General features: G+C 70.2%; 19 protein-coding genes. 15 read left to right on the forward strand and 4 right to left on the reverse strand.

The features are described from left to right. Positions 1 to 36 precede the first annotated feature (36 nt). The gene (locus HDA44_RS03055; RefSeq protein WP_184831124.1) at positions 37 to 888 is read right to left on the reverse strand and encodes a hypothetical protein; all 852 of its coding nucleotides are present in this window, start codon (positions 886 to 888) and stop codon (positions 37 to 39) included. Between HDA44_RS03055 and HDA44_RS03060 the strand changes: the two genes are divergently transcribed. After that, positions 887 to 1330, forward strand: a complete 444-nt coding sequence (locus HDA44_RS03060; RefSeq protein ID WP_184831125.1) for a hypothetical protein — start codon at positions 887 to 889, stop codon at positions 1328 to 1330. The two genes, HDA44_RS03055 and HDA44_RS03060, sit on opposite strands and share 2 nt — an antisense overlap. 146 nt (positions 1331 to 1476) lie before the next feature. On the opposite strand, the gene HDA44_RS03065 is transcribed toward HDA44_RS03060, so the two are convergent. Next, positions 1477 to 2808: a serine hydrolase domain-containing protein gene (locus HDA44_RS03065; protein ID WP_184831126.1), complete on the reverse strand. Its 1332-nt coding sequence runs from the start codon at positions 2806 to 2808 to the stop codon at positions 1477 to 1479. Between the two features lie 143 nt (positions 2809 to 2951). Here HDA44_RS03065 and HDA44_RS03070 point away from each other — a divergent pair, with 143 nt between their 5' ends. The 9 genes from HDA44_RS03070 (at position 2952) to HDA44_RS03110 (ending at position 13708) form a co-directional block, all read left to right on the forward strand. Next, positions 2952 to 3998: a dipeptidase gene (locus HDA44_RS03070; protein ID WP_184831128.1), complete on the forward strand. Its 1047-nt coding sequence runs from the start codon at positions 2952 to 2954 to the stop codon at positions 3996 to 3998. Then, on the forward strand, positions 3995 to 5107 hold the full coding sequence (locus HDA44_RS03075; protein WP_337905607.1) for a M20 family metallopeptidase: 1113 nt from the start codon (positions 3995 to 3997) through the stop codon (positions 5105 to 5107). The genes HDA44_RS03070 and HDA44_RS03075 overlap by 4 nt, the downstream gene beginning before the upstream one ends. A 75-nt stretch (positions 5108 to 5182) precedes the next feature. Then, the gene (locus HDA44_RS03080) at positions 5183 to 6082 is read left to right on the forward strand and encodes a GNAT family N-acetyltransferase (RefSeq protein ID WP_184831130.1); all 900 of its coding nucleotides are present in this window, start codon (positions 5183 to 5185) and stop codon (positions 6080 to 6082) included. Next, positions 6079 to 7188 carry an o-succinylbenzoate synthase gene (gene menC / locus HDA44_RS03085; RefSeq protein WP_184831132.1) on the forward strand — a complete coding sequence of 370 codons (1110 nt, stop codon included), beginning with the start codon at positions 6079 to 6081 and terminating at the stop codon, positions 7186 to 7188. Before HDA44_RS03080 ends, menC begins: the two co-directional genes overlap by 4 nt. A gap of 88 nt (positions 7189 to 7276) precedes the next feature. Continuing rightward, positions 7277 to 8938, forward strand: a complete 1662-nt coding sequence (locus tag HDA44_RS03090; protein WP_184831134.1) for a PucR family transcriptional regulator — start codon at positions 7277 to 7279, stop codon at positions 8936 to 8938. Between the two features lie 100 nt (positions 8939 to 9038). Further along, positions 9039 to 9998 (forward strand): ABC transporter ATP-binding protein, encoded by a 960-nt coding sequence (locus tag HDA44_RS03095; protein WP_337905608.1) that lies wholly within the window; start codon positions 9039 to 9041, stop codon positions 9996 to 9998. Further along, positions 9998 to 10996 carry an ABC transporter permease gene (locus HDA44_RS03100; RefSeq protein ID WP_184831136.1) on the forward strand — a complete coding sequence of 333 codons (999 nt, stop codon included), beginning with the start codon at positions 9998 to 10000 and terminating at the stop codon, positions 10994 to 10996. Before HDA44_RS03095 ends, HDA44_RS03100 begins: the two co-directional genes overlap by 1 nt. Position 10997: 1 nt before the next feature. After that, positions 10998 to 12926 (forward strand): dipeptide/oligopeptide/nickel ABC transporter permease/ATP-binding protein, encoded by a 1929-nt coding sequence (locus HDA44_RS03105; protein WP_184831137.1) that lies wholly within the window; start codon positions 10998 to 11000, stop codon positions 12924 to 12926. Further along, on the forward strand, positions 12923 to 13708 hold the full coding sequence (locus tag HDA44_RS03110; RefSeq protein ID WP_184831138.1) for a tryptophan 2,3-dioxygenase family protein: 786 nt from the start codon (positions 12923 to 12925) through the stop codon (positions 13706 to 13708). Before HDA44_RS03105 ends, HDA44_RS03110 begins: the two co-directional genes overlap by 4 nt. A 7-nt stretch (positions 13709 to 13715) precedes the next feature. On the opposite strand, the gene HDA44_RS03115 is transcribed toward HDA44_RS03110, so the two are convergent. Beyond that, positions 13716 to 14678 carry a threonine ammonia-lyase gene (locus HDA44_RS03115; RefSeq protein WP_337905609.1) on the reverse strand — a complete coding sequence of 321 codons (963 nt, stop codon included), beginning with the start codon at positions 14676 to 14678 and terminating at the stop codon, positions 13716 to 13718. Between the two features lie 144 nt (positions 14679 to 14822). Here HDA44_RS03115 and HDA44_RS03120 point away from each other — a divergent pair, with 144 nt between their 5' ends. After that, positions 14823 to 16730: a S9 family peptidase gene (locus tag HDA44_RS03120; RefSeq protein WP_184831139.1), complete on the forward strand. Its 1908-nt coding sequence runs from the start codon at positions 14823 to 14825 to the stop codon at positions 16728 to 16730. Here HDA44_RS03120 and HDA44_RS03125 read toward each other — a convergent pair. Further along, entirely contained in the window at positions 16723 to 17964 is a 1242-nt protein-coding gene (locus tag HDA44_RS03125; RefSeq protein ID WP_184831140.1) for an aminotransferase class V-fold PLP-dependent enzyme, read from the reverse strand. The two genes, HDA44_RS03120 and HDA44_RS03125, sit on opposite strands and share 8 nt — an antisense overlap. A gap of 179 nt (positions 17965 to 18143) precedes the next feature. Here HDA44_RS03125 and HDA44_RS03130 point away from each other — a divergent pair, with 179 nt between their 5' ends. From HDA44_RS03130 to HDA44_RS03140, 4 genes are read left to right on the forward strand one after another with little or no spacing between them, the layout of a single operon-like run. Then, entirely contained in the window at positions 18144 to 19544 is a 1401-nt protein-coding gene (locus HDA44_RS03130; protein WP_184831141.1) for a serine hydrolase domain-containing protein, read from the forward strand. Beyond that, complete coding sequence (locus HDA44_RS03135) at positions 19541 to 20464, forward strand: serine hydrolase (protein ID WP_184831142.1); 924 nt, start codon at positions 19541 to 19543, stop codon at positions 20462 to 20464. Before HDA44_RS03130 ends, HDA44_RS03135 begins: the two co-directional genes overlap by 4 nt. After that, positions 20461 to 22035, forward strand: coding sequence for an ABC transporter substrate-binding protein (locus tag HDA44_RS36605; RefSeq protein WP_202887116.1), 1575 nt, complete (start codon positions 20461 to 20463; stop codon positions 22033 to 22035). Before HDA44_RS03135 ends, HDA44_RS36605 begins: the two co-directional genes overlap by 4 nt. A 2-nt stretch (positions 22036 to 22037) precedes the next feature. Then, positions 22038 to 22526 carry an Atu1372/SO_1960 family protein gene (locus tag HDA44_RS03140; RefSeq protein WP_202887118.1) on the forward strand — a complete coding sequence of 163 codons (489 nt, stop codon included), beginning with the start codon at positions 22038 to 22040 and terminating at the stop codon, positions 22524 to 22526. Positions 22527 to 22529: the final 3 nt, after the last annotated feature.

The following is a 22529-nucleotide window of genomic DNA, read 5'->3' on the forward strand; positions in this document are numbered from 1 at the left end:
CAGCTCAGCCGAATCTCGCTGATCAGACCGGAATTGTCAGACACCCCCTAGTGCCGCGAGATCGTCGAACATCGGTTGCGCGGCATCGAGTACGACGGTCTGGTCGAGGCCTCGCCATCGGCGAGGGCGGCGGCGGAGGTGCTTCTGGAGCAAGGGCAGGGCTGCGATCAATGTTGCGCGGTCGCGAGGCAGGCCGAGTTGTGCCAGGTTGGTTAGAGAGGTATCAGGCATGCCACGAAACGTCACTCCGTACGGCGCTGCGGCGGACTCCGGATGGCAGGCTGCTTTCAAATGGTGCTCGAGTCGGGCGGCGATTCGTAGCCTCCCGTTCAGCTCCTCCCCGAGGTAGATGAACGGCGAGATCAACGCGGCGCCGAGCAGTATCGACGGCAGTACCGAGCCGGGTTCGTCGCTGGCGAGGAGTTGCAGCGGTACGACGACAGTCACTGCCCAGCCGATGTACATGCCCGAGTTGACGAGACGAGACAGCGCACGCTCCTTCTCGACGACACCGATTTCGTCGTCGGTGAATCCGTGCTCGTGAAGCCAGTGCGATGGCTCGGTACTGCGGCGCATAGCCCGGATGACGACGATCACTGCGAGGACCGAGTGGGCGGCGACGGCACCAATGGCGACGATGCCACTCCACGGTTGGATCGTCACGAGCCTTATGAGGATGGCCATGCCGCCGAGACAGCTGATCAAGCCGAAGAGGCCGAGATAGCGCAGGGCTGACGCTCGGGTGGGTACCGGGCCTGCGGCCGGCGCAGCGTGCGGGCGCGAGCTGCCGTAGTCGGCGAAGACCGCCGCCAGATACGGCCATACGTGCCGTTCGATCCTGCGGGACGGGGAACTCTTGTCGGTGGCTGCCGCGATCCTGTCGGTCATGATCGACGACGACCACAATGACGAAGCCTTGTTCGCTGATCTTGCGGAAGGTCTCAACGACGACGCTGACACCGCGGCGGCAGCAGCTGCCATCCAGCCGATCGGGCCGGCGCTGCGCGACGCAGGTGTCTATCTTCTCAATGAAATGGTTCTGCGCTCTTGCGTCGGCCAGGAGCGGTTCTGTGCAGTGGTCGACCCCGACGATGCAGACGCGGGAAAAGCACTGCCCGAAGACCGTGGCGTCTACCTGTTCGTCACACCGGGCCACTTCTACGCCTACCCCGGCGGGGCGTCGTCGATCAGGTACATCGGGAAGGCGGCCGGCCGGGAGGGCATCCGCGGCCGGATCAAGCAGCACGTGCACTGCCTGTGGCATCTGGCTCAAGGCGCCGATGACCGCTTTACCCGGTCTACGAGTGGGCCTCGACCTACAAGCCGCTGATTGCCTACGTCACCACCCGCGACGACCCGAAGGAACCTCGAGTACGAACTGCTCCGCACCTTCGCGCAAGCCTTCCGCGTGGTGCCCGTGGCCAATTCGCGGTCGGCCAGTCGGTGTCCTCGGCAACCAATTGGGCAGGCAGTGGGTCAGCTGGGGCGACGGAAGGCGGCGCGGCCCATCATGTGCAGGATCTCCGGTGCGTCCGTAGTGTCGCGGGCGAACGTGCAGAAGACCTCGCCGGGGTTCGAGGTGGCGCCGAACCGGTCCTGACCCAGGTACACGAGGTCGACCGGCGGGAATTCGTCGTGCGGTTCGGTCAGGTCTTCCCGGGGACGGATCAGCACTCGCAGGCCGGTGGGCCCGGGTTCGACCAGGAACATGCCCAGGCCGAGCTCGTAAGTGCCTTCGAATTCGGCCGCTGCGGCGCGGGTGAGTTGTACCGGCGTGAGGCAGGGTGAGGCCGGCAGCTCGGCGAGGTGCTCCAGGCACCACCTCAGCACCCGATCGCCCAGGCCCTTGCCGGCGCGTGCGTTGGCAAGTACACAGACCGCGAGGGCATGGTCCGGCACGAGGTCGAACGTCGACACGGTGACATTGGACAGGTTCCCGCCGTGGCTGACGATCCCGGCGCCGTGACGTTTGCTGAGCAACCACGGCAGCCCGACACCGGCGAGTGGCGGGGAGGCGACGCCGGCCTGCTGCTGGGCCGCGACGCGGAGGCGGTCGCTGAGCACCGGGGTGCCCCCGGGGCTGCCGTGCAGCTGATAGCGGGCCCAGATCATCATGTCGTCGATCGTGGAGAGCAGTCCGCCCTCCGGGAGTTCGGTGCGCCATTGCGCGTAGGGCCAGAGCGCGCCGTCGGTGCCGTGGCCGAGCGCGACGTCGCGTCCTAGCGCCTCCCAGGGCAGGAAGACGCTGGCGGACATCCCGAGCGGCCGGAGTACGGTGTCGCGGACGAGTTCGTCGTACGGCGTACCGGAAAGGCGCTGGGCGAGGATGCCGAGCAGCCGGAAGCCGGCATTGCTGTAGGACATCGCCTGCCCGGGCGGGAACACCTGCGGCAACTCCGCGAACTCGGGGAGCGAGGCCTCCAGGGCGTCCGCGCCCCAGTCGCGGACCGGCGAGTCGTCGCCCTCGAAGCCCGCGGTGTGGGTGAGCAGGTGACGAGTGGTGACGTACGCGGTAGCGTCCGGGTCGCCGAGGCGCAGGTCGGGGAGGTACTGGACCACGGGCGCGTCCAGGTCGAGCAGTCCCTGTTCGTGCAGGCGCAGTACGGCGGTCGCAGTGAACGGTTTCGTCGCGGACGCGATCTGGAACAGCGTCTCGGTGGTCACCGGGTGCCGGCGCGCGGTGTCTGCGACCCCGTGGCAGCGCACGACGGTCTCGTCACCGAACACGACCCCGACGGCGATGCCGGGAGCTGCGGTCTCGGTGAGCGCGTGTTCGAGCCAGGGGGTGAGGGCATCGTCGAGGGACATACGGCCATGATTCCGGACGCGTGGGCGCCGCTCTTGTCGGATCGACTCAGGATCGCGGCGGGCTTTCGTCGGAGTCATCAGAGTGTCCGCCGCGGGGTAGCGCGACGATGGCGTCCGCGACGAACACGAGACCGGGAGTGGCGATGACAGATGACTGGCGAGAGCTGCATGCGACCGCCGTGGTGGCGGATACGCACAACGACCTGCTGTGCGCGGTGGTGGCTCGGCGGCCGGACGAGTGGGGCAGCTATTTCCGGCAGGTCTGGCTTCCCCAGCTGCGTCTCGGTGGGGTCGATATTCAGGTACTGCCGGTGTTCGTGGACGACGTGTTCCGGCCGGAGGGAGCACTGCGGCAGACCCTCCGCATGATCGAATGCGCGCCCCGCGTGGCCGCGGAGAACCCGCGGGACGCCGCACTGTGTGTCACGGGAGCGGAGATCGACAACGCCCTCTCGTCGGGCCGGATCGCCCTGGTACTCGCGTTGGAGAGTGCGCCGGGGATCGGCGAGGACGTGGAGCTGTTCCGTACGTTGCAGGCGCTCGGTGTCCGGATCGCGTCGTTCGCGCACTTCGGCAGGACCGCACTGGCGGACGGTAGCGCCGAGGACGCCACCGGCGGCCGGCTGACGTCGAAAGGCGTCGCGGCGCTGGAACTGCTGGAGGAGCTGGGCGTCCTCGTCGATGTCAGTCATCTCGGCGTGGCCGGGGTCGGGCACGTACTGGAGATCGCCAACCGCCCGGTGATCGCCACGCACTCGTCCGCTCGGGCCTTACGCGATCACCATCGCAACCTGACCGACGAGCAGATCAAGGGCATCGGCGCGACCGGTGGACTCGTCTGCGTGAACTTCTTCGCGCCGTTCCTCGCCGAGTCGAATGCGACGCTGGACGTACTGGTCGACCACATCGAGCATGTCGTCTCGCTGATCGGTGTGGACAGCGTCGGACTCGGGCCGGACTTCATCAAAGAGGTGTACGCCGAGACCAAGCCGGCGTGGTGCGAGGCCGCGGGCGCCCGTGTGCTGGGATCGCCGGTGCGTTATCTCGACGGCCTGGAGGGACCGGCGGGGCTGCCGCTGGTGACCGAGCTGATGGTCGGCCGCGGCTGGGATCCGGACGGCGTCCGCGCTGTTCTCGGCGGCAACGTGCTCCGGCTGTTCCGCGCTTCTTTCGGGACGGAGCAGTCGTGAGCGCGCTGGACACCGATCGGATGGTCGCCGACCTGCGCCGCCTGGTCGAGTGCGAATCACCGTCGGCGGATCTGACCGCGGTGGCGCACAGCGCGGAGGTCGTCGCCGATGTCGGCAGCCGGCTGCTCGGTGCCGACCCCGAGGCGATCGTGCTGGACGGACGCACCCATCTGCGCTGGCGGTTCGGTGACGGCCCGGGTGTGCTGCTTCTCGGGCACCACGACACGGTCTGGCCGCTGGGCAGTCTGGAGCGGCACCCGTGGCGATTCGACGGGGACCGGATCGAAGGTCCCGGCTGCTTCGACATGAAGGCCGGCTTGGTGCAGCTGTTCCACGCCGTCGCCGCCGGTGGCTGGGTGGCGGCCGGTGCGCCGGTGACGGTCTTGGTGACCGGGGACGAGGAGCTGGGCGCTCCGAGCTCGCGCACCCTGATCGAGGACGAGGCCTGTCGGGCCCGGGCTGCCTTGGTCCTCGAAGGAAGTGCCGACGGTGGTGCACTGAAGACCGCCCGCAAGGGTGTCGCGATGTATGTGCTGACCGCACACGGGCGGGCGGCGCACGCCGGGCTGGAACCATGGAACGGGGTGAACGCCGCCGTGGAACTCGCCGCTCAGGTGCTCGCGCTGATCGGCCTCGACCGGGGACCGGATGGAGCCACCGTGACGCCCGGGGTGATGGCCGCCGGAACCACCACGAACACGGTGCCGGCGACCGGGACGGTGACCATCGACTGCCGGGTTCCGTCGATGGCCGAGTTCGAGCGAGTGAACGCAGGCCTCCGGGCGCTCACCCCACACCTGAACGGTGCCCAGCTCACGCTCGACGGCGGACTCCGGCACCCGCCGATGGAACCGGAGTTCTCGGCCGCGCTGTACCGGATGGCCACGGCGGTCTGCCGCGACCTTGGCCTCCCGGAACCGGCGTCGGCCCGAGTAGGTGGTGCGAGCGACGGCAATCTGACCGCGGGCGCCGGCACCCCGACGCTCGATGGTCTGGGCGCGGTCGGCGGAAATCCGCATGCGCCGGGGGAGCATGTACTGGCCTCGACGATGGAGCCGCGGGCGCGGATGCTGTCCGGATTGGTGGCTCGGATACTGGCGGCTTCGTAGCCGTCGACGAAGGTCGCCGCGAGAGTCGGTCGTAGCGACGAGAACCGGAGCGGCTCGCGACGCGACGATCGAAGGGTGACCACACCACTGGACCATCCCGTCGATCCTGTCGATCTTGCCCTCGCTCGTGAACGGGTACACCAGGTGGCCGCGGACGCGGGCGTCGAGCTCCGGTTGCTGGAGACCGTCGCGGAGTTCGACGCCGCGTCCCGGTTGCTCGATGGCATCTGGAAGCCGACCGACGGTTCGCAGCAGATGCCGGTCGAGCACCTGCGGGCGCTCACCCACGCCGGCAACTACGCGGCCGGAGCGTACGTCGGCGAAGAACTGGTGGCCACCTCGGTCGGGTACTTCGGACCGCCCGACGAGCGCTACCTGCACTCGCACATCACCGGGGTCGCCGAGAAAGCGCAGGGCCGCGGCGCCGGGTACGCGTTGAAGCTGCATCAGCGCGCGTGGGCGCTCAAGGCCGGTGTACGAACGATCACCTGGACGTTCGACCCGGTGGTACGGCGCAACGCACACTTCAACCTGTCCAAGCTCGGCGCCCGGCCGGCGGAGTACTACGTCGACTTCTACGGCGAGGTCGGCGACTTGATCAACGCCGGCCAGGGTAGCGACCGGCTGCTGGCGGCCTGGGACCTCGGCTCCGAGCGGGTCCGAGCTGCCCTCGGTGAGATACCCGATGACGTCGGCGGGGCCTCGCCCGCGCTGGACGACCGGTCCGGCCTGTGCGCGGTGGGCGCCGCCGAGGGAGGGCCGGTGCTGGCCGCCGCGGATGACCGCCGAAGTGCGCCGTACGTCGTCGTGGAGACCCCGCCGGACATCGAGGCGCTGCGCCGTCACGACCCCCACGCCGCCTTCGCGTGGCGGCTCGCGCTGCGCGCGGCGCTCGCCGACCTGATCGGATCCCGGGCCCGGTTCGTGGGGCTGTCCCCGAACGGGTCGTACCACTTCGAGAGGAATGCACTGTGAAGATCGAGAGCTTCGAGCTGCGCCGGGTCGCCCTGCCCCTGGTCGCGCCGTTCCGTACATCGTTCGGGGTGGAGGTGAGTCGCGACATCCTGCTGGTCAAGGTCACCGGGCCGGATGGTGAGGGCTGGGGAGAATGCGTGTCGAGCGCCGACCCGCTCTACTCCTCGGAGTACGTCGATGGTTCGGTCGACGTGATGACCCGGTTCCTGGTTCCGTGGCTTTTCGCGGCCGGCGATGTACGGGCCGACCAGGTCGCGGAGGTGCTGGAGCCGGCCAAGGGCCATCGGATGGCGAAGGCCGCACTCGAGATGGCCGTTCTCGACGCCGAGTTGCGCAGCGCCGCCCAGCCGCTCGGCCAGCACCTCGGCGCCGTCCGCGAGCACGTGCCGGCCGGTGTGTCGGTCGGCATCATGGACTCTGTCCCGGAGCTGCTCGACGCGGTCGACGGTTACCTGGCCGAGGGGTATGTGCGCATCAAGCTGAAGATCGAACCAGGCTGGGACATCGCGCCGGTCCGCGCGGTCCGCGAGCGGTTCGGTGACGATGTCCTCCTCCAGGTGGACGCCAATGCCGCGTACACGCTGGGAGACGCGACCCACCTGGCGAAGCTTGACGACTTCGGACTGCTGCTCATCGAGCAGCCGCTGGCACACGACGACCTGCGCCACCACGCCCTGCTGGCGCAGCGGATGCGTACCCCGATCTGCCTCGACGAATCGATCGAGTCGGCGAAGGACGCGGCCGATGCGATCGCACTCGGGGCCGCTCAGGTCGTCAACATCAAGCCTGGCCGGGTCGGTGGCTACCTGGAGGCCCGCCGGATCCACGACCTCTGCCGCGCGCACGGTGTGCCGGTCTGGTGCGGTGGCATGCTGGAGACCGGTCTCGGACGCGCCGCCAACGTCGCCCTCGCCGCTCTGCCGGGTTTCACGCTACCCGGCGACACCTCCGCCTCGTCGCGCTACTACGCCGAGGACATCACCGAACCGTTCGTGCTCGTCGACGGCGGGCTGCCGGTTCCCGCGGCCGTCGGCATCGGGCGTGAGCCGGACCCGCGGATCCTGGCCGAGGTCACGACCTGGACCAACACGCTCACCCCGCAGTGAGTCGTATTGGTCGGAACGGACGAGAATCTGGCAGGGTTTTGGTCGCCAGCGCCTAATGCGATCCCTGACTTCGGATTAGCATCCGGGAATGTTTGTCGCTGAGGAGAGCGGCGGCCCGACTCTCGGCCGCGTGATCGATTACCTCGGGAGCACTCTGCTCGAGGTCATCGCGGGCCGGGTCAGGGCCGACGCCGGCATGGACCGAGTGGTGATCCACGACCCGGACGCGCCGCCGGAGGTACTGGAGCGGGCGATCGTGCTGGCCGTCGGCGTCTCCGGACCGGCGGCCGTGCGCGACCTGGTGCTGGCCATGGCGCAAGGGGGCGCGACCTGCGTGATGGCACGGCTTCCGGTGGATCTCGACGACGCCGGACGGCAGGCGATCGAAGACTCCGGAGTGGTGCTGGTCGGCCTCGCCCGGGGCGCATCCTGGGCGCACATCGTGGTCCTGCTCCGCTCGATGCTGACCGTCGACGATCTCGCCGCGGATGCCGCGGTGTTGCCCGGCGACTCGCAGGGTGACCTCTTCACGCTGGCGACGGCGGTGTCCGCGCTGCTCGACGCACCGGTGACGATCGAGGACCTGAACTCGAACGTACTGGCGTTCTCCGCCAACCAGGATCAGGCCGACGACTCGCGCAAGGAAGGCATCCTCGGCCGCCGGGTCCCGGAGCGGTACACCCGCGAGCTCGCCGTACGTGGCGTCTTCCGCCGGGTCTACAGCAGCGCCGAGCCGATCTATGTCGAAGCGTTCCACGAGGGTGACCTGTCCAGGGTCGCGGTCCGGGTGTGCGCCGGCGACGAGGTGCTCGGCTCGATGTGGGCCGCGGTCACCGAGCCGCTCGGACCGGACCGGATGCGGGCGTTCATGGACTCCTCGAAGCTGGTCGCGCTGCAGTTGCTGCGGCACCGCGCCGGAGCCGACGTCGAACGCCGGTTGCGGACCGACCTGGTCGCCACCTTGATCGAGGGCGGTCCCCGGGCCCGCGAGGCCGCCGAGCGTCTCGGGCTGGCCGGCGGTTCGTCCTGCGTCCTCGCCTTCGGACTCGCGGACCTCGGTGACGCGCTCGGTCAGGAAACTGTTCTGCAGAAGGCACGCGCGGCGCTGTCGGTGCACTTGGCCGCCGTCCAGCCGAGCTCGGCGACGGCGCTGATCGGTGGCATCCTGTACGGCGTACTGCGGGTGCGCGGGGCCGGCGACACGGCCGAGCGCCGAGTGGTGGACGTCGCCGAGGAATTCCTGGCCCGGTTGTCGAACTCCGACCTGATGATGGTCGGCATCGGCAGGATCGCGGACCGGCCCGAGGAGGTCTCGCTCGCCGCTGGCGACGCGGTCCGGGCGCTACGGGTGATTCGCAGCGGGCAGGTCGCGGGGCGGACCGCTCGTGCCTCCGACGTCGCCGTCCAGGCGCTCCTACTGGACGCTTCCGGCCTGGCCGCCCACCAGCACTGGCAGGCCTCGCGGGGTCTGGCCGCGCTGATCGCACACGACGAGGCCCGCGACTCCTGCCTGCTAGACACCCTGCGCGCCTGGCTCGAGGCGTTCGGCGACGTCTACGCGGCGGCCGCCGCGGTCCACGTGCACGCGAACACTTTCCGGTACCGGCTGCGCCGGGTCACCGAGGTCAGTGGGCTCGACTTCGGCGACTCCGAGGTCCGCTTCGCCACGATGGTCGAGCTGCGGATCCTCGCTCTGATGAACGGTCAGCGCGGAGCGATTGGTCGGATCGAACAGGGTCGGGCGCGCTAGATGTTGTGATCCGACAGGGAATCGCCACCGGCGGCAACGGATGCTGTGAGCCCCGCAGACGCGGGAGACGAACCGGACATCGACAGGGGGAGTGCGCGGCGTGAGCAGGCTGGAAGTGGTCGACGCTGACGTGACCTTCGGGCACGGGGCCGACCGGACAGTGGCGGTGGCGGGTGCGAACCTGGCGGTCCCCGCCGGCGCGGTGATCGGGCTCGTCGGTGAAAGTGGGTCGGGAAAGTCGACGCTCGCCCGGGCGATCGTCGGCCTGGTCCCGCTGACGCGGGGATCGGTACGGCTCGACGGCAGGGATGCGCTGCGCTCCGGTCGTGGCCCGCGCCCGATTCAGATGGTGTTCCAGGAACCGTCGTCGTCGCTCGACCCGCGGATGACGATCGGCGAGTCGGTCGGCGAGCCGATGGTCCGCCGGCTGTCCCGGGCGGCCCGGACCGCGAAGGTCGCCGAGCTGCTGGGGCTGGTCGGCATCGACCCGGCCCGGGCGCTCCATCGTCCGGCGGCCTTCTCCGGCGGGCAGAAGCAGCGGATCGCGCTCGCCCGGGCGCTCGCGGCCGAGCCTTCGGTTGTCATTGCCGACGAGATCACCAGCGCGCTGGACGTCTCGGTCCAGGGCACGGTGCTGAACGTCGTCCGGGAGGTCCAGCGGGCGCTGGGCTTCTCGATGCTATTCATCTCCCACGACTTCGCGGTGGTCCGTTACATCAGCGACGCGATCGGCGTCATGTACCGCGGCAAGATCGTCGAACTCGCCCCGACCGAGGACCTCGTCGGCTCACCCCAACACCCCTACACCCAGGCACTCCTGGCCTCGGTACCGCGGCTCGGTGCACCACGGACGGCCGCACCGGCCGCACCGGCCGCACCGGCCGCACCGGATGGGCCGGATGAGCAGAGTACGGCAGGCTGTGGCTTCGTTGCCCGGTGCGGGCGGTACGCCGAGCTCGGTCCGGCCGGTCGTCGCTGTGTCGAGGACGATCCGCTGGTGGACGCCGCGCAGCGGCTGCACCAGGCTGCATGTCACTGGGTGGCCGGGGCGGTCCTCTGATGGCGACGATCCAGACAAGACGGCCCGTTGCGCGGACCTGGAGTCTGCGAGCGCACCCGTGGCTGTACTTCGTCTCCAGGCGGACAGGGCGGCTGCTCGCCTCGCTCGCGGTCCTGGTCACCGCGGCGTTCCTGATGATCCATCTGATTCCCGGTGATCCGGTGCGGTCCTCGCTAGGCCTCGACGCGCCCGCTTCGCTGGTCGAATCGCGGCGGCACGAACTCGGCCTCGACGATCCCCTCTGGCGGCAGTACCTGGACTACCTCGGCCGGCTCGTACACGGTGATCTGGGCCGGTCGCTGCTGACCGGGAACCCGGTCAGCAGCACGGTCCGGGACCGGTTGCCGGCCACTGTCCAGATCGCGGCGATCAGCTTCGTCCTGGTGATCGCGATCGCGATTCCGCTCGGCCTCGTCGCCGCGGTCCGCACCCGCGGCGGCCGGCGGCGCGGTCTTGATCTCGGATTCGCCAGCGTGACCTCGCTGGCTGCGGCCGTCCCGGAGTTCCTGCTGGCGGTCGGGCTGGTTTATGTCTTCGCCGTCCGGCTCGGCTGGGCGCCTGTCGCTGGGCACGCCGGCTTGTCCTCGTACGTGTTGCCGGTGGTGGCGCTGAGCCTGGGGCCTGCGGGCGCGCTCGCCCGGATCGTCCGGGTCGAGGTGAACGCCGTACTCGACCAGGACTACATCCGGACCGCTCGGGCCAAGCGGTTGCCGGACCGGCTGATCTATCTGCGGCACGCGCTGCCGAACGCGCTGACAGCGACGCTGACGCTCGGCGGGCTGCTGCTGATGGGCCTGATCGCCGGCAGTGTGCTCGTCGAGAACGTCTTCGCCTGGCCCGGCCTCGGCAGCACCATCGTCCAGTCGATTCTGAACAAGGACTACCCGGTGGTCCAGGCGGTGGTCCTGGTGTACGGCGTCGGCGTGCTGCTGGCCAACCTCGTGGTGGACGTTCTGCTGGCGGTACTCGACCCGCGCTCGACGATCAGGACGGCCTGAGATGACCTCTGACTTCCGACGCCGGCGGCGGTCCGCGGCGCGCACAGTACGTGGACCTTGGGCGACGGTCCTGCGGACGCCGCTGGGAGCGACCGGGGCCGGCCTGATCCTGGCCTTCGTGGTGCTCGCCCTGCTGGCGCCGATGGTCTGGGGCGACGCGGCGACCAGAATCGACGTGCACGGTACGGCGGGCGTGCACCTGCTGGGTACCGACGCGCTCGGGCGGGATGTCCTCGCGCGGGTGCTGGTCGCCTCCCGGCTCTCGATCAGCCTCACGCTCCTGGCGACGGTGATCGGGCTGACCCTCGGGATTGTGCTGGGTGCCGCGCCGTCGGTGCTCGGCCGGCGCGGTGGGCGGGCGGTGATCGCGGCGATCAACCTGGCGGTGGCTTTCCCGGGTTTGCTGCTGGTGCTGTTCTTCGCGGTGGTCTTCGGCGTCGGTGTGCGGGGCGCGGTCCTGGCGATCGGCCTCGCCATGGCTCCCTCGTTCGGCCGGTTGACCCACACGCTCGCGGCGTCCGTGGCCGGCCGGGACTACGTGGCGGCCGCGCGCCTCGCCGGCGCGGGGCGGCTGCGGCTGCTGTTCCGGCACATCCTGCCGAATATCGCCGAGCCGCTCGTGGTGAACGCGACGATCAGTGCCGGCGGCGCATTGCTGACGTTCTCCGGTCTGTCCTTCCTGGGGATCGGCGTCCAAGCTCCGTCGTACGACTGGGGCCGGCTGCTGAACGAAGGTCTGAACAAGATCTACACGCAACCGGCCGCGGCGCTGGCGCCGGGCGTCGCCGTCGTACTGGCCGGCCTCGGATTCAGCATCTTCGGCGAGATGGCGGCCAAGGTGCTCGGTGGGAACGTGGCCCGCCCGCACCGGGACACCGCCGGCGACACCGCCGCCGCCGACGCGCTCGCGGGCCGGCAGCCTACCGCCGCCGCTGGCGAGGAGGTCCTGGTGGTGGAGAGTCTCCGCGTCCGGATCCCGGGGCCGGCCGGCTGGGTGACTCCGGTGCAGGACGTTACCTTCAGCATCCGCCCGGGCGAGATCGTCGGGCTCGTCGGCGAGTCGGGCAGCGGCAAGAGCCTCACGGCGATGGCGACGGCCCAGTTGCTCGAGGCGCCGGTCGCGGCCTCCGCCGCGCGGCTGGACTTCCTGGGTGAGTCGCTGCTGACCGGCAGGCGGAGCGGCCACCGGACGCTTCTCGGGACCACGATGGCGCTGGTCTTCCAGGATCCGATGTCCTCGCTGAACCCGTCCAAGCTGGTCGGCCGGCAGTTGGCCGAGGTGGCCGAGGTACACGCGGGCGCCAACCGGCGGGACGCGATGGCGCTGGCCGTCGAACGGCTCGGCTCGGTCCGGCTGCCGCGGCCGGGCCTCCGCGCCCGCCAGTATCCGCACGAGCTCTCCGGCGGGATGCGTCAGCGCGCCATGATCGGCATGGGGCTGATGGGTACGCCCCGGCTGGTCATCGCGGACGAGCCGACGACCGCGCTGGACGCGACCGTGCAGCAGCAGATCCTGCACTTGTTCCAGGAGATCCGCGACGAACACGGCACCGCGATCCTGCTGATCTCGCACGATCTCGCCGTGGTCGAGCAGATCTGCGACCGCCTCTTGGTGATGTACGCCGGCCGCGTCGTCGAGGAACTGCCCGCTCGGGCCCTCGAGGACGCCCGGCACCCCTATACCCGGGCGCTGTTCTCCGCGGTGCCGCAGCTCGATGCGGACCGCACCGCGCCGTTGGCGGTGATCGACGGCGCGCCACCCGACTCCGGCGCGGTTGTAGCCGGTTGTGCTTTCGCGGATCGCTGCCGGGTCGCGACCGATCGTTGCCGGACCGACGGTCCCGCCCTGGCCCAGCACGACGGCGACGGCGCTGTCGCCTGCTGGTATCCGCAGTCCGAACCAATCACCTTGACCAGGAGACCCGTGTGACCCGATCAGCCCCTTCGGACGACGGCGTCCGGCCGTACTCGACCGCAGCCGGTTGCCCGGTCGCCCCGGCCGGAGCGACCACCTATGCTTCGTTCCTCAACGTGGACGCCCTGCTCGCCTTGCAGGAGCCCGGCGAAGCCCACGACCGCCTGCTCTTCGTGGTCATCCACCAGTCGCACGAGCTCTGGTTCAAGCTGCTGCTGCACGAGCTCGATCACGCGGTGTCCCTGGCCGGCCGGCGGTCCTACCGGGTGGCGATGGTGCCGGTACGCCGGATCAACTGGATCGTGCGCTCGATGATCGCGCAGTGGGACGTGCTGGACACGATGACGCCGCGCGGGTACCTGGAGTTCCGCGACGCCCTGGAGAGCGGCAGCGGATTCCAGTCCGCGCAGTTCCGGGAGATCGAGTTCACGGCCGGGTTGCCTGATCGTGGGTACGTCGCCTCGCCGTGGCTGAGCGACGACGAGCGCGGCCGGCTGTCCCGGCGTCTGGAGCAGCCGACGCTGCGGCAGACGTTCCTGGATGCGGTGGCGACCACCGGGCAGTCGATGGTCGAGCTGCTGCGCGACCCCGTCGACCCGGAGCTCGGTGACTTCGCCGAGACGCTGGCCGACTTCGACGAGTTGTTCGCGCTCTGGCGGTCCCGGCACGTGCTGGCCGTGGAACGCCAGATCGGGGCGAAGCCGGGTACCGGCAGGTCCTCGGGCGTCGAGTACCTCCGGTCGACGACCACCCGCCGGTTCTTCCCCGAGATCTGGGAAGCCCGCAGCATCCTCTGAGCCCGGGTTACCGAGCCAGCAGCCGGCTGAACGAGTCGAGGTCGACGTTGCCTCCGGTGACCACCGCGACGCTTCCCGCCGGGATTCGGCCGGGGTGCTCGAGCAGCGCCGCGGTGGTGACCGCGGCACTCGGCTCGACGACGAGCTTGCCGACTTCGGCGAGCAGCCGGACGGCTGTGCGGATGCCGTCCTCGGTCACGGTGAGCACCGCGTCGACATACCGCGTGATGTGTGCCCAGGGCAACATTCCTACGGCACTCGAGCGCACGCCGTCGGCGATCGTCCGCCCGGTCAGATCGGTGGACCACGTCCGCCGTTCACCGGCCCGGAACCCTTCGGCCAGGTCGCCGGCCAGCTCGGGCTCCACAGCGATGACACGAGTGCCGGCCAGGGTCAGCTTCACCGCGGTCGCGATACCGGAGACGAGAGCGCCACCTCCGACGGGGACGAGCACGGCCGGTGGCTCGGGGATCTGCTCCAGCAGCTCCAGCCCGACTGTGCCCTGCCCGGCGATGATGCGGGCGTCGTCGAACGGCGGTATCAGGCATGCCCCGGTGCCGCGGGCCAGTTCGTGGGCGAGTTGGACCGTCTCTGCCGCGGGCCGGAGTACCACCTCGGCGCCCCAAGCCTGGGTGCGGGCGATCTTCCATGGCGACGCCACGTCCGGCATCACCACGGTCGCAGCCACTCCGAGCGAGGCGGCGGCGCAGGCGACCGCCTGGCCGTGATTGCCGGACGAATGCGTGACCACCCCCGCGCGGCGCTGATTCTCGTCCAGCTGCGCGAGCGCGTTGCTCGCGCCGCGGAGCTTGAACGATCCGGTGCGTTGCAGCGATTCGAGCTTGAGCCAAGCACCCCCGGCGGGGCCGTTCTCAGGCAGCCGGACCACCGGCGTTCGCAGGCACGCGCCGGCGATCCGGTCCGCGGCCAGACGGATGTCTTGCAGGGTGACGGTTTCGATGATCTCCACCCGACCGGACGTTAGGCGAGCACCTCGACCCGGGTCTCGTCCGATCCGCCGACAATCGGGCCGAAGGTGGGTGCGGACGTACGGAGCATCCGCGGTGGCTTCGCTGTGATGATGCCGAGCGCAGCCGGCGCGGAGGAGTGCGAGATGAGCGGATCGGTCCAGCAGGAAACCCTGTGGAACCTGGAGGTTCCGGAGGAGCCGGTGCTGTCACCGGACGGGCAGCGGATCGTGTACGTGCTGCGCGGTCACGACCGCACCGCCGACCGGGTGGTCCGCTCGCTGTGGTGCCGTGGTCTCGACGGCAGCTCCTACCGGCTGACCGACGGCCAGGACGACCGGGCGCCGGCGTGGGCACCGAACGGCCGCTCGGTCGCGTTCCTGCGCGGGCGTCCTGCGCAGCTGTGCCTGCTCGACGTCGACGGCGGGCCGGACCAGCCGCGTACGCTCGTCGGGTCGGGGGAGAGCGCAGGCCGGCCGGTGTGGAGTCCGGACGGCGGAGCGATCGCCTTCACTACGGTCTGCAAGATGCTGGGGCGGAACGAGCCGATGGTCTCCGACCGAGTCGACTACCAGTTCGACGGTGCCGGACTGGTTGGCGACCTTCGTAGGGAGCTACGGGTGCTGGAGCCGGTGACGGGGACGAGTCGTGCTGTCAGCGCGGGACACCGTTGGTGTGGCGACCCCTCCTGGTCCCCCGATGGGCGGTGGCTGGCGTTCACCGCGGGCGGGTCCGGAGATGCGGATCTGACCTTCCGCACCGAGGCGTTCCTGGCGTCGTCCGACAGCGGTGACCTGGTGGAGCACGCGGTCGCACCGGGCGTCGTCGCCCGCGGGCTGGTGACCTGGACGCCCGACGGGGAGGGGCTGCTCGCAGTGGTGGCCCGCCCTCGTGCGAACCATGAGCTGGTGCGGATATCGGTCCGCTCAGGAGGATCGGTTCCGCTGACCGCTTCCCTGGACCGCAATGTGCTTCGCGGCGAGCCCGGCTACCCAGGAGCGGCGCCGGTGGTCAGCGGAGACCGCGTCCTGTTCATCGCACGCGACGCCGGCGCCGGGAGGCTGTACGAGGTGCCTGTCACCGGCGGCGCCGTCCGCGAGGTCGAGATCGGCGCGGGGGCGAGTGCGTCCGGGCTGACTGCCTCGGGCGGCACGGTGGCGCTGGTGCGTCGTACGCCCACGTCGTACGGCGAGCTCGTCGTACTCGAGGATGGCCGATCCGCCCATGCGGTGGTGTGCGCCGACCGGAAACCACCCGTCGTGGCGCAGCCAAGGGAGTTCACCGCACCGGACGGGGCCACGATCCAAGGCTGGGTGCTGCGTTCTCCGGACGCCACCCAACCGCAGCCGCTGCTGCTCGACGTACACGGTGGTCCGCACAACTCGTGGGACGGCTGTGCCGACGAGGTGCACCTGTACCAGCAGGAACTGGTTTCCCGCGGGTGGACAGTGGTGCTCGCCAACCCACGCGGGAGCGACGGCTATGGAGCCGCGTTCTGCCATGCCATCGCGGGACGCTGGGGTCTGGCCGATGCCGATGACCTGTACGCCGTCGTGGATGCTCTCGTCGCCGACGGGTCAGCGGATTCCAGTCGGCTCGCGGTGAGCGGCTACAGCTACGGCGGTTACATGGCCTGCTATCTGACAGCGCACGATCGCCGGTTCCGGGCCGCCGTCGCCGGCGGGCTCGTCTGCGACCTCGGCGGAGTGGTCGGCACCTCCGACGTGGGCGTGGCAACGGCGTTGGATGAGTTCGTCGGCCTGCCCTGGGACGCGCCCGACGGCTACGCGGCGATGTCGCCTTGGAGTCGGGTCGGTGCCGTCGAGACCCCGACCCTGGTGATGCACGGCGCGGCCGACCTGCGCTGTCCGCTCGGCCAGGCCCAGCAGTGGCACGCGGCTCTGCGGGCCCGGCGGGTGCCCAGCCGGCTGGTCCTGTACCCCGAGGCCGGCCACCTGTTCCTTGTCGAAGGCCGGCCGTCGTACCGCGAGCACTACTCCACTGCAGTGGTGGACTGGCTGAGTACCTGGGTCGGGGACGACGCCATCAGGTGATGGCCTGCAGGACCGCGAATCGTGGGTGTGCGAACTCATCGGTGCGCAATACCGCGGCCAGCTCCTCCACCGCGGCCAGTACGTCGCGGTGGCTGAGGTAGAGCGCGGCGAACCCGAAGCGTGCGATGTCCGGGGCGCGGAAGTCGCCGACCACGCCGCGTGCGATCAGGGCTTGCACCACGCCGTACGCGGCCGGGTGCCGCAGTGAGACCTGGCTCCCTCGCCGGTGCCCGTCCCGCGGTGTCACCACCTCGACCGAGGTGCCGCACTGGTCGTCGACCAATGCGATGAAGTAATCGGTCAGCGACAATGATCGGGCCCGCAGCGCCGCCGGCTCCACGCCGGCGAAGGCGTCAAGGGCGGCGTCGAGAGCGGTCAGCGCGATCACCGGGGGAGTGCCGGATGCCATCCGGGCCGCGCCCGCGGCGGGCTGATACTCCAGCGACATGGCGAACGGTTCGGCGTGCCCCCACCATCCGGGGATGGGATGCGTGAGCCCCGCGTGCAACCGCGGTGTCACCCAGCCGAACGCTGGGGCGCCGGGCCCTCCGTTCAGGTACTTGTAGGTGCACCCGACCGCTAGATCGACATCGTCGTCGAGCAGGGTCATCGGGACCGATCCGGCCGAGTGGCAGATGTCCGCAAGTAGCAGCGCGCCGGCGGCGTGCGCGGCGCGAGCGGTCTCGCGCAGGTCGAGGAGCGCGCCGGTGCGGAAGTCGACGTGGTTGACCAGCAGAACGGCTACGTGTTCGTCGAGCGCGGCCGCCGGGTCGCCCGGCTCGGACCAGCGGAGCTCGAGCCCGAGGGCGTCTGCAACCCCACGGGCGACGTAGCCGTCGGTCGGGAAGGTCGTCGGGTCCACCAGAATCGTCCGCCGGTCCGGCCGGCGCCGGCAGGCCGCGTAGAGCGTCTTGAAGAGAGTGACCGACGTCGAGTCTCCGAGTTGGATGTCCGCCGGGTCGACGCCGAGCAGCGGGGCCAGCTTCGCCGCGACGCCGTCGGCCAGGCCGGCCCAGCCGGCATCGAGCCAGGAGCCGATCAGTCCGTCGCCCCATTCGTGCCGGATCGCCCGGGCCACGCGCTCCGGCACACCCGCCGGCAGGGCACCCAGCGAGTTCCCGTCGAGATAGATTCTCCCCGGCGGCAGCAGGAAGCGCTCGTGGGTGGCCCCGAGGTCGGTGGCGTGGTCGAGAGCATCGGCGTACGACGGATCGGTCAGTTTTCGGGTGGTCACAGGTATCTCCTTTCCGGTGTGGCCACCGTGCCCGGTCCGCATCCGCGAAGAGTTGTGAACACGGACCAACTGTGGGCGGAAGTTCGTCGGAAACGCCCGCGACACTGCGAACGCACGCTTGGGACAGTTGCCTACCGGCTCGGCGAACCAGCCCCGGACAACGGCTACGGAGGGCACCCATGACAGTTCGGCACGAGACCGGCGAGTCCGTCCATGCCGGCCTCGAGACCTGGGTCGACGAGGAGTTGCGCGACCTGGCAGTCCCTGGCCTCGCGGTCGGGGTGCGCTACGGCGACCGTGAGCAGCACGTGTTCCGCGGCATCACCAGCGTGGACAACCCGCTGGAGGTCAACGAGTCGACCGTCTTCCACTGGGCCTCGGTCACCAAGACGTTCACGGCCACCCTAGTGATGCACCTGGTCGACCGCGGTCAGGTCGAGCTCGACGCTCCGATACGCCGGTACTTGCCAGAGCTCTCGCTCCGGGATGCCGACGTACGTGTGCTGCATCTGCTCAACCATACGGCAGGGTGGACCGGCGACGTCCCGTACCGGGCTGTCTCTGCGGAGACCGCCGCGTCCGGGTTCCTCGAGGCGCTCGGCCGGGCGCCGCAGCTGACTCCGCCAGGCACTGTCGTCAGCTACAACAACGCCGCCTACATCGTGGCGGGACGGCTGGTCGAGAAGGTCACCGGGACCGACTACGCCGGCACCGTCCGTGACCTGCTGCTGGAGCCGCTGGCGCTCCGGAACACCTTCGCTGACGCCGGTGACGTGATGACCCGGCGGTTCGCGGTGGGACACGAACTGCGCGAGGGCACAGACGTTGTGGTCGGGCCCTGGCCTGTCCCGGCGTACGCCAGGTCCGCCGGCGGTCTGTCCGGAACCTCGGCGGACCTGCTCGCCTGGGCCCGGTTCCATCTGAATGACGCGGCCCTCGCCGGCCGCGAGGTGCTGGCACCGAACTCGCGCGTCGCCCTGCGGACCGCCACGGCGCAGGCGCAGGGGAGCGAACTGGGTGATGCCACCGGTATCGGCTGGCTACTGCGCGACGTCGGCGGTACTGCGTTCGCTGGGCATTCCGGCGTCGCGACCGGCCAGGTGGCCCGCCTCGACATCGCGCCGGCGCACGACTTCGCGCTCTGCATCCTCACCAATAGCGGCACCTTCGGCCCGCGGCTGGTGAGCAGGCTCCGCCGGAAAATCGTCCAGGAACTCCTGGGCGTCGACTACGCGCCGCCCCGGACGCGTCCGTTCACCGCCGAGGAGTCGCAGGCGCTGAGCGGCCGGTACGCCACCGAGGAACTGGTGATCGACGTCGCTCCGGACGACCACTCGCTGGCGCTCACCATTCGGGTCGCGCCACGCGATCCGCGGACCGGTGAGCGGGACCTGACCGACGAGGTGTTCGCAGTGCCGGTCGGCGTTGCGGTCGGCGAGAGCGACCGCCACATCGTCGGGCTGCAAGGGCAGTTCGCAGGGGTGCGCGGACGGTTCCTGTACGACGAATCCCTGGGACTGGACGCTCTCGACTTCGGTGGCCGGCTGGCGCTGCGCGAGACCACGAGCGAGGTTCGATGACCACCGGCGCGGACAAGGTGGCGCAAGACATCCGGGCCGCGGCGGCAGCCGCCGGTGTGCGGATCTGGCTGCACGCGCGCTCGCTGTCCTCCGGGCAGGAGGTCGGCGTCGCGGCCGACGAGCCGGTGGTGCTCGCGTCGGTGCTGAAGATCGCCGTCGCCGTGGAGCTCGCCCGCCAGGCGGCGCGCGGCCGGATCGGCCTCGACGAGCGGATCACCCTGCGGCCCGCCGAGCTCACCCCGTCGCCGAGCGGCCTCGGCGTGCTCAGTGGCCCGGTCACGCTGCCCATTCGGGACCTGGCCGTGCTGATGCTCTCGCTCAGCGACAACGCCGCGACCGACGTGCTGATAGCTCGGCTCGGAGCGAAAAGTCTGGATCTCCTGACCGAGGAGCTCGGCCTCACTCAGACCGCGATCCCGGAGGACTGCGCCGCGATCATCCGCAGTGTCGGCGAGGATCTCGGCCTCGGCTACACCGACGACGAGTCGGCGCTCGACGGCGTCGATCCAGCACGGCTGAGGACGCTCCGGGCCCTCGACCCGACGCGCACCTGCCGGTCGACGGCCCGGGAGACGGTCCAGTTGCTCACCGCGGTGTGGCGCGACCAGGTGGATCCACCGGAAGCAGCCGCCCTGGTACGCGCCTGGATGTCGCACCAGGCGTGGGAACACCGCCTCGCCAGTGGCTTCGACGACGAGATCACCGTCGTCGGCAAGACCGGAACGTTGCCGGGCCTGCGGAACGAGGCCGGCGTGGTCACGTACCCGGACGGTCGGGACTACGCCGTCGCGGTGTTCACCCGCGACGACGACTTCCGATCGAGGAGTTCCGCTCGGGACCACTTTCTCGGCCGGGCCGCCCGGATGGCCGTCGAGGAGCTTCGTCGTACCGACGGACAATCGATGAGGAGACCAGCATGATCCGATCGACGCGCCCGCTGCGAGTGCTTGCCGTGGCGGCGATTCTCGCCGTGTCCGGCTGCTCGGCGAGCGGGAACAGTGACGGCGACGTCGTCAGGGACGGCACGTTCACGATGGCGATCCCGAGCGATCCAGGTGGGATGAACCCGATGCGCGCCGCTGAGGGCGTGACCCAGAACGTGCTGCGGTTCGCCTACGACTCGCTGGTCGCGTTCGCGCCGGACGGCAAGGTCGAGCCGTACCTCGCGCAGTCCTGGAAGGCAGGCCCCCGGTCGGTGGCGTTCACGCTCCGGGACGGCATCACCTGCTCGAACGGCAAGACGTTCACCGCGGCAGCGGCCGCCGCCACTCTCAACTTCGCCGGTGACCCGGCCAAGAAGAGCGACTACCTGCGCGACCTGCCGCCGGGGATGAAGGCGGCCGCCGAGGGGAACACCGTCACCGTCAGTACACCGAACCCCGACCAGTTCCTGCTGTACAAGGTCGGCGGCATCCTGATGGTGTGCCCGGACGGGCTCTCCGATCCCGCGTCGCTCACCAAGCAGACGCAGGGCACCGGGATGTTCCAGCTCAGCGACGCGGCCGCCGGCGACCACTACACCTTCACGCGGCGCGACGAGTTCGTGTGGGGCCCCGGCGGGGTGACTGCCAAGGAGCAGGGGCTGCCCAAGACCGTGGTTCTGCGGGTTGTGCCGAGCGAGACGACCGCGGCGAACCTGCTGGTCTCCGGCGAGGTCAATGTGACGAGCATTCTCGGGCCCGACCGAAAGCGGGTCGCCGAGGTCGCCGGCGTCCAGGAGAGCATCCGTAGCCCGCTGGGCCTGACGTTCTTCAACCAGGCCGCCGGTCGTCCCGGCGCGGATCAGGCAGTCCGTCGCGCCCTCACCACCGGCATGGACCGCGATGCGCTTGCCAGGGTGATGACCGACGGCACCGGTGCCACGCCGCGAAGCCTGCTCACGATCCCGCCCGACCCGTGCCATGCGGACACCGTGTCCGGGGCGTTCCCGGCCTTCGACGCCGGCAAGGCCGCCGCGGAACTCGAGGCGGCGGGTTGGGTGGCAGGACCGGACGGGGTGCGTACGAAGGACGGCAAGAAGCTGCACCTCCGCTTCATCTACAACTCGGCCCTTGGCGACAGCGTGGTCGCTGCCGCGGAACTGTTGCGGGACAACTGGAAGCGGATCGGCGTCGAGCTGGAGATCAAGGGGTACCCGCCGAGCAACCTCGGGACGATCGTCTACGAGACCGGTGACTGGGACGCCGGCTGGCTCCCGATCACGGTAGGGATCCCGAGTGACTTCGTCGCCCGGCTCAGCGGCCCAACCCCTCCGGCGGGTGCCAATCTGGCCTCGATCCACAACGCCGGCTACGACAAGGAGACGGCGGCCGCGGCGGCGCTCCCACTGGATCGCGCATGCCCGCACTGGATCGCCGCGGAGAAGGCGTTGTTCGAGAAGGTGGACGTGGTCCCGGTCGTGGACGGCACCATCCCGACGTTCGGCAAGGGCGTCGGCTTCCGGCTCCAGGGCGGCCTGATCGATCCGACCTCGCTGCGGCTGAAGGGCTGAGCGTGCACGCCACTGAGCAGGAGCCGGGTGCGGGAACGGTGGCCGGGCGGCTGGCTTCGGCCGGCTGGGTGCTGCCGGCCCCGCCCCGGCCGGCCGGGGACTACCACCCGGCGAGCGTTGGCGCGGGTCTCGTTGTCACCGCAGGTCAGCTGCCCCGAGTGGACGGCGTCCTCGCCTACAAAGGTCGCATCGGCGTAGAGCTCTCGGTAGCCGATGCGCGTGCCGCCGCCGAGGTGGCGACTCTCAACGCGCTGGCGGCGATGGAATTGGCCACTGGAGGCTTGGACCACGTCCGCGCGGTGCTCCACCTGCGCGGATTCCTAAGAGCCGTCGATGACTTCGAACACCATGCACACGTCATGGATGCTGCGTCCGCGGTGCTGTCCGCGGCCTTTCCCGGCAGACACGCCCGGACAGCGGTCGGCGTGGCTTCGCTGCCCGGCGGCGCGCCGGTGGAGATCGAGCTCCTCGCCGAGCTCGCGGGCAACTGAACC

This window comes from Kribbella solani, from assembly GCF_014205295.1.
Lineage (GTDB): Bacteria > Actinomycetota > Actinomycetes > Propionibacteriales > Kribbellaceae > Kribbella > Kribbella solani.